Source organism: Neisseria sp. P0001.S005, from assembly GCF_051963715.1.
Window position 1 is genome coordinate 1 of the sequence record NZ_JBQCTZ010000177.1, and the last position, 7,028, is coordinate 7,028.

General features: G+C 51.3%; 6 protein-coding genes. 4 read left to right on the forward strand and 2 right to left on the reverse strand.

Annotation, left to right across the window (positions count from 1 at the left end; translation table 11 throughout):
- Nucleotides 1-1,253: LPS-assembly protein LptD (locus ACTHSP_RS15940; RefSeq protein ID WP_440346425.1), on the reverse strand; the 1,253-nt coding region annotated here is incomplete at its 3' end.
- Between the two features lie 69 nt (nucleotides 1,254-1,322).
- On the opposite strand from ACTHSP_RS15940, the gene amgK reads away from it, so the two are divergent.
- The 3 genes from amgK (at nucleotide 1,323) to ACTHSP_RS15955 (ending at nucleotide 5,895) form a co-directional block, all read left to right on the forward strand.
- Nucleotides 1,323-2,327, forward strand: coding sequence for an N-acetylmuramate/N-acetylglucosamine kinase AmgK (gene amgK, locus ACTHSP_RS15945; protein ID WP_440346426.1), 1,005 nt, complete (start codon nucleotides 1,323-1,325; stop codon nucleotides 2,325-2,327).
- Nucleotides 2,328-2,409: 82 nt separating this feature from the next.
- The gene (gene mnmG, locus ACTHSP_RS15950; RefSeq protein WP_440346427.1) at nucleotides 2,410-4,305 is read left to right on the forward strand and encodes a tRNA uridine-5-carboxymethylaminomethyl(34) synthesis enzyme MnmG; all 1,896 of its coding nucleotides are present in this window, start codon (nucleotides 2,410-2,412) and stop codon (nucleotides 4,303-4,305) included.
- 129 nt (nucleotides 4,306-4,434) lie between these two features.
- Nucleotides 4,435-5,895, forward strand: coding sequence for a KAP family P-loop NTPase fold protein (locus ACTHSP_RS15955; protein ID WP_440346428.1), 1,461 nt, complete (start codon nucleotides 4,435-4,437; stop codon nucleotides 5,893-5,895).
- Between the two features lie 72 nt (nucleotides 5,896-5,967).
- On the opposite strand, the gene ACTHSP_RS15960 is transcribed toward ACTHSP_RS15955, so the two are convergent.
- Nucleotides 5,968-6,561 (reverse strand): 5-formyltetrahydrofolate cyclo-ligase, encoded by a 594-nt coding sequence (locus tag ACTHSP_RS15960; protein ID WP_440346429.1) that lies wholly within the window; start codon nucleotides 6,559-6,561, stop codon nucleotides 5,968-5,970.
- A 78-nt stretch (nucleotides 6,562-6,639) separates the two neighbouring features.
- Between ACTHSP_RS15960 and ACTHSP_RS15965 the strand changes: the two genes are divergently transcribed.
- A complete protein-coding gene (locus ACTHSP_RS15965; protein ID WP_308111920.1) occupies nucleotides 6,640-6,882 on the forward strand; it encodes a hypothetical protein in 243 nt (80 codons plus the stop codon).
- Nucleotides 6,883-7,028 lie beyond the last annotated feature (146 nt).

Below are 7,028 nucleotides of genomic sequence, written 5' to 3' on the forward strand. Positions count from 1 at the left end.
GGCTCGTCTTTATAACCGTCTTGGTTGGCCAGCGTTTGATATTTTTGTACGCGCAACGAGCCGTCGAAGCTGCCGCCTAGCAGTTTGTCGCTGTAATTGAGCCATGCCTGACGGTCAAGGTTGACGTTGCGCGCGATGTCTTCGCGGCCGTAGAAGTCGCGGTAGTAATCGTCGTCGGAAACTTGGTTGTAGTTGATGCCGCCGCTGATTTTGCTGTTCAGCTGCTGCTGGTGTTTCCATTTGAGCTGGTAGCGGTTGTTGTGGACGCTTTTTTGGTCGTTCGGCATCCAGTCGCCATCGACTTCGCCACTGTAATTCGGTTGCAGATAACGCACTTGGCCACCCAGTTGCACACCGCGTTTGCTGATGATACCCGGACGGATGGTGGCATCCAAATTCGGCGCAAGGTTGAAATAGTAGGGCAGGCTCAGCTCAAGGCCGTCTGAACCTGTAGCAATGGTCGGAACGAGCAGGCCGCTTTTGCGGTTGCCGTTAATGGGGAAGTCTGCCCAAGGCGTGTAGAGGACGGGTACTCCGCCGAATACCAGCGAAGCGTGTTTGGCTACGCCGATACCTGTCGATTCATCGGCTTCAATGCTTTGCGCTTGGATATACCAGCTGGCATCACCGGGCGAACAGGTGTTGAATTTGGTGTTTATGAGTTTGTAGAGGCCTTTTCCTTTGAGTTCGGCTTTTTCGCTGACACTTTGAAGGCGGCGGCCGCCTTGTTCGGTATTGAGGTGCACGGCGGTGCCGGAACCGGTTTGGTCTTTGAGGTTGTAAACCAATTGATCGCCGGTTACGGTCGAACCGTTTTGATACAGGGTAAAGCGGTCGCCGGCGGTCACGGTATCGGTGGCTTGGTCGTATTGCGCCCAATCGGCGTTGAGAACATCGGCATTGCGCTCGACAATGACGTCGCCTTCGGCACGGACGCCGACTTGGGTCTGACCTTCTATTTTATCGGCGTTGACGCGGGTGTAATCGGCGGGCAGGGCAGGCTCGCCACTGCGTTTGATTTCGGCGGTTTCGGCAGGCTTGGCATCTTCGTGGTCGCAAAACAGGCAAGTGCTGCCCAAGGAAAGCGGATCGGCTTCGCTTTGGCTGGTTTTTGCCGGTTTGGACGCAGCGGTGTGGGCAGGGGTATAGTCTTCCGCCTGCGGAACAGAAGCATCTTCCGCGCGCACGGCTGTTGCGCTAAAGCCCATAATTAAGGCGAGTACCAAGGGTTTGAGTGAAAATAAACGAGCCAAAATCGCCCCTTAAATCGGTTTGCCAGTTAGAATAGCGGTTATTGTAACCTGAAATTCTGCGATACCGCTATGCAACGACAAACCGAATTACAAAACTGGCTGGAGTCTGTTTACCCGAACCAGCCGTTCGAATTGAGCTTTGCGGCAGCCGATGCCGACTTCCGCCGTTATTTCCGTGCGACGTTTTCAGACGGCCAGACCGTTATCTGTATGGATGCGCCTCCTGAGAAGATGAGTGTTGCGCCTTATTTGAAAGTGCAAAAACTGTTTAACATGGTCAATGTGCCGCAAGTGCTTCATGTGGATGAAGCGTTGGGCTTTATGGTGTTGAACGATTTGGGCAATACCACATTCCTGACCGCCATGAATCAGGAAAACAGCGAAACCGCCCACAAAGCCCTGCTGCTCGAAGCCATCGACGAACTGATCGAACTGCAAAAGGTCAGCCAACCCGGCAAACTGCCGGAATACGACCGCGAAGTCATGCTGCGCGAGATTAACTTGTTCCCCGAATGGTTTGTGGCCAAAGAATTGGGCCGCGAGCTGACCTTCAAACAACGCCAGTTGTGGCAGCAAACCGTCGATACGCTGTTGCCGCCCCTGTTGGCTCAGCCCAAAGTGTATGTCCACCGCGACTTTATCGTCCGCAATCTGATGCTGGCAAAAGGCCGCCCGGGCGTGTTGGACTTCCAAGACGCGCTTTACGGCCCGATTTCCTATGATTTGGTGTCGCTGCTGCGCGATGCGTTTATCGAATGGGAAGAAGAATTTGTATTGGACTTGGTCATCCGTTATTGGGAAAAAGCACGCGCTGCCGAGCTGCCAGTGCCTGCCGAGTTTGACGAGTTCTACCGCTGGTTTGAATGGATGGGCGTACAACGCCATTTGAAAGTAGCCGGTATTTTTGCCCGCCTGTACTACCGCGACGGCAAAAACAAATACCGCCCGGAAATCCCGCGCTTCTTGAACTACTTGCGCCGCGTATCCCGCCGTTACAACGATTTGGCTTCGCTGTATGCGTTGCTGGTCGAATTGGTCGGCGATGACGAATTGGAAACAGGCTATACCTTCTAAGCTTGGTTTTAAGATTTGATTCCACTTTTCAGACGGCCTGATCAACAAAAGGCCGTCTGAAACCTTTACAGAACACATAAACATGACTTACATGATTTACCCCAAAACCTACGACGTGATTGTCGTCGGCGGCGGCCATGCCGGTACCGAAGCCGCGCTTGCCGCCGCACGCATGGGTGCGCAAACCCTGCTGCTCTCGCACAACATCGAAACCCTCGGCCAAATGTCGTGCAACCCCTCCATCGGCGGTATCGGCAAAGGCCATCTTGTGCGCGAACTCGACGCGCTCGGCGGCGCAATGGCGTTGGCTACCGACAAATCCGGTATCCAGTTCCGCCGATTGAACGCCAGCAAAGGCGCGGCAGTGCGGGCTACGCGTGCGCAGGCAGACCGCATTTTGTACAAAGCTGCCATCCGTGAGATGTTGGAAAACCAAGAAAACCTCGACCTTTTCCAACAAGCCGTTGAAGACGTAACGCTTGATGGCGAACGCATCAGCGGCGTGGTTACCGCAATGGGCGTGGAGTTTAAAGCACGCGCTGTCGTGTTGACCGCAGGCACGTTTTTGTCCGGCAAAATCCACATCGGTTTGGAAAACTACGAAGGCGGCCGCGCCGGCGATCCCGCCGCCAAATCCTTGGGCGGCCGTTTGCGCGAATTGAACCTGCCGCAAGGCCGTCTGAAAACCGGCACGCCGCCGCGTATCGACGGACGCACGATTGACTTCTCCCAACTGACCGAACAGCCCGGCGACACACCCGTTCCCGTAATGTCCGTACGCGGCAGCGCCGATATGCACCCGCGCCAAGTGTCCTGCTGGATTACGCATACCAACACGCAAACCCACGACATCATCCGCTCAGGCTTCGACCGCAGCCCGATGTTTACCGGCAAAATCGAAGGCGTGGGTCCGCGTTATTGTCCGTCTATCGAAGACAAAATCAACCGCTTCGCCGACAAAGACAGCCACCAGATTTTCCTCGAACCCGAAGGTCTGACCACGCACGAATACTATCCTAACGGTATCTCCACCAGCCTGCCGTTCGACATCCAAATCGCCCTCGTGCGCAGCATGAAAGGCCTTGAAAACGCCCATATCCTGCGCCCTGGTTATGCCATCGAATACGACTATTTCGATCCGCGCAACCTCAAAGCCAGCCTTGAAACCAAAACCATCCAAGGCCTCTTCTTTGCCGGACAAATCAACGGCACGACCGGTTACGAAGAAGCCGCCGCGCAAGGCCTGCTCGCAGGTGCAAATGCCGTGCAATATATCCGCGAACAAGACCCGCTCCTGCTGCGCCGCGAACAAGCCTATCTCGGCGTATTGGTGGACGATCTCATCACCAAAGGCGTGAACGAACCTTATCGCATGTTCACCAGCCGTGCCGAATACCGCCTGCAACTCAGGGAAGACAACGCCGACATGCGCCTGACCGAAGACGGCTACAAAATCGGCTTGGTGGGTGAAGAACAATGGCGCATGTTCAACGAAAAACGCGAAGCCATCGAGCGCGAAATCCAACGTTTGAAAACAACGTGGTACACGCCGCAAAAACTCGCCGAAGAAGAGCAGCTGCGCGTATTCGGTCAAAAACTCAGCCGCGAAGCCAACCTGCACGACCTCCTGCGTCGTCCGAACCTCGACTACGCCGCGCTGATGACCCTGCCCGACGCACAACCTGAGACCACGCTTACCGACAGCGTGGTTGAACAAGTCGAAATCCAAGTCAAATACCAAGGCTATATCGACCGCCAAAACGAAGAAATCGACAGCCGCCGCGACATCGAAACCTTAAAGTTACCCGAGGACATCGATTACGCGAAAGTCAAAGGTTTGTCGGCAGAAGTGCAGCAAAAGCTCAACCAGCACAAACCCGAAACCGTTGGACAGGCAAGCCGAATTTCCGGCGTAACCCCTGCCGCCGTTGCATTGTTGATGGTGCATTTGAAACGCGGGTTTAAAGATGCCAAGTAAGGTTTAATTTGAATAAAGGCCATCTGAAACTTTCAGACGGCCTTTTTGATATTTAAAAGAACAAAAACATAAAAACTGATGACAGAGTAAAATACGTTACACAAAACCTATGACAGACAAAGGGATAATATGGAAACTCAAGCTTTAGAAAAAACTTTTGCTACACACGACGAATTTAACCGTAAGCCGATAGCCGAAAACATCATCAGGCTGTTGACATCGCCCATCGACCTTTCTCCTATGGTTATCGACGGTGGTTGGGGAATGGGCAAAACCGAATTTTGCCAAAAACTGATTCGGCTCATGCAGCAGCAACATCCCGATTATCAGCCCGTCTATATCGATGCCTTCCGTTCAGACCACAGCGGAGAGCCTCTGCTGGCATTGCTTGCCGAAATCATTAAAGCATGTACGCCTGAAGATACTGGCGATCAGCCGTCTGAACAGCGCAAAAATATTACGAGGAAAGTCGCGAAAGCCGCAGGATTCGTGATGAAAACCGTTGCTAAGGCAGCGGTTGGTCATGTTCTAAAGCAAAATACAGACGATTTGGCAGAAGAATTCCAACAGATAATGAATGACGGCCAAGATGCAGACAGTTTGGCCGAAACCGTAACCGATGCCGCTGCCACAATCGCCAGCCATACCATCGATGCAACCGTCGAAGCCTTGCTGAAAGAGCAAATTGAAGCGGAAAAAAATCTGGAAACGCTCAAAGCCTGCCTGAAAGAATTGGCAGCGGACAAACCGATTATCCTGTTTATCGATGAACTTGACCGTTGTCGTCCCGACTACGCGGTTGATATGTTGGAAGTTATCAAACACGTCTTTGATGTCGAAAACGTTAAAGTTGTGTTGGTAACGAATACCAAACAACTGCGTGCGGCGATTAATCATCGGTATGGTGCGGAAGTGGATGCGCAAAAATACTTGGATAAGTTTTTGAAGTATAGCTTCGCTTTGCCGGATAAGGTTGTGGCTCGGATTGAGGAGGAGCGAGCTTTGGTCTCGATTGAATATTTTAAACAATTGATACAAAACAGCCGTATAGCTGATGAGCTAAAAGGTTTAACTGAACAACAGATAATCTTGAATTTTATCAGCGATATGATAGAACGGAACGGTTTATCGCTTAGAGAAACAGAACGATTAGTCCGATTTTTAGAGATATACCATTCTTTAAGTGGTGGACTGAATAATGCAATCTGGCAATATTTTTTGCTTCGCATTACAGGTGTATTTATCTTCTGCTTCTATCCGAGTTTAATGGACGATATTAATAAAAATCGTACTGATAGCAAAGATTTTGCTCGATTATTCAATATTAAATCTTTGCGTGAGATTCCGCAAAATAGTCCTGGTCGTCTTGCTACAAATACAGATGTAATTACCGTAATGTTAATGGACTACAGCACTACAGAGGATTCACATTTTAAAATTTACGAAATTTCCAACTGGCATAATTGGATGAATCAAGTTAATGTAAATTTTCTTGAAGGTTCAGAAATTTACCCTAAAAGCAAAGAAGGTGTTTTTTCTATTCTCAAAAACACTTTCCGAGTCCTCAGTCTTGAGCAAACACCCCAATAAAAAAGGTCGTCTGAAAACCAAAAAACAAGTTTTCAGACGGCCTTTAATCATTTCAATAAACCGATAATTTTCCTATCGATGCCGTCTGAATTTCAATACGCCAAGCTCGGAGGCAAAGCCGTTTAGGGGGATGTCGTGGGGTTCGGTCGGCAGTGTGTCGGTCAGTTGGCAGCCGAAGCCTACGCCCAGGGTTTGGGTTTGCAGGCGGTATTTCGTGGCGGAGAGGGTGGCATCGTAATAGCCGCCGGCTTGTCCGAGGCGGTAGCCGCGTTTGTCGATGCCGACGATGGGGACCAGCAGCAGGCTGAGTTGGTGGACGCGGATTTTTTTGCCGGTGAATTGGGGGACATGCAATTTAGCGCGGCCGCGCTTGCGTTCTTGTTTTACTCCGTTGGCAGGATAAGGCGTGAACCACATCCGCCGTGTGTTCGGTTCGATATAGGGCAGGTAGAGTTTTGCGCCGCGTTTTTGTGCGGCACGGACAAAGCCGTCCAATCGCAATTCCTTGCCCATCGGCCAATACACGCCGATTTTCCGTCCTTTTTTGATGTAGGGCTTGAGCAGGCGGTTGATGGTTTCGGTGGCGGCGTTTCGCTCGTCTGCGCTCATTTGGGCGCGTGCGCGGCGGAACTGTTTGCGTAATGCCGATTTTTCGGGATTCCTCATTTTCAGACGGCCTTTCGGGATTGCGGTAGAATGTTGCGATTATAACGATTTTGTTAACATTCAAACAGGACGCACACGATGTGGCATATTGTCGCCATCGGCTATCTTTTTGTTGCCGTGATGTTTTCCGCCGCGCAGCCGAGTATTGCGCGCGCGTTGATTTATTTGTTTTTTTGGGCAGTGTTGCCCACTGTGTTCACGGTCTTCGTCGTGACCATCCGCCGCCGCAACCGCCTGATGAAACGGCAGGAGCAGGCGGAGTTTGAAGCGGCCCGCCAAAAGGCGGTACAGACGGATGAAAAACAGGACGGAAAGGTATAAAATCCCTTTTCAGACGGCCCCTTATCCGCTATAATCCGTCAGTTTTCCATTTCGGAAACACTCTTTTATTTTTTAAAACTTATGCCCACTTTCGCCGAAGGGTGCTTGACAATAGGCGCCGCCTATCAAGTTCTATGCGATTGAAT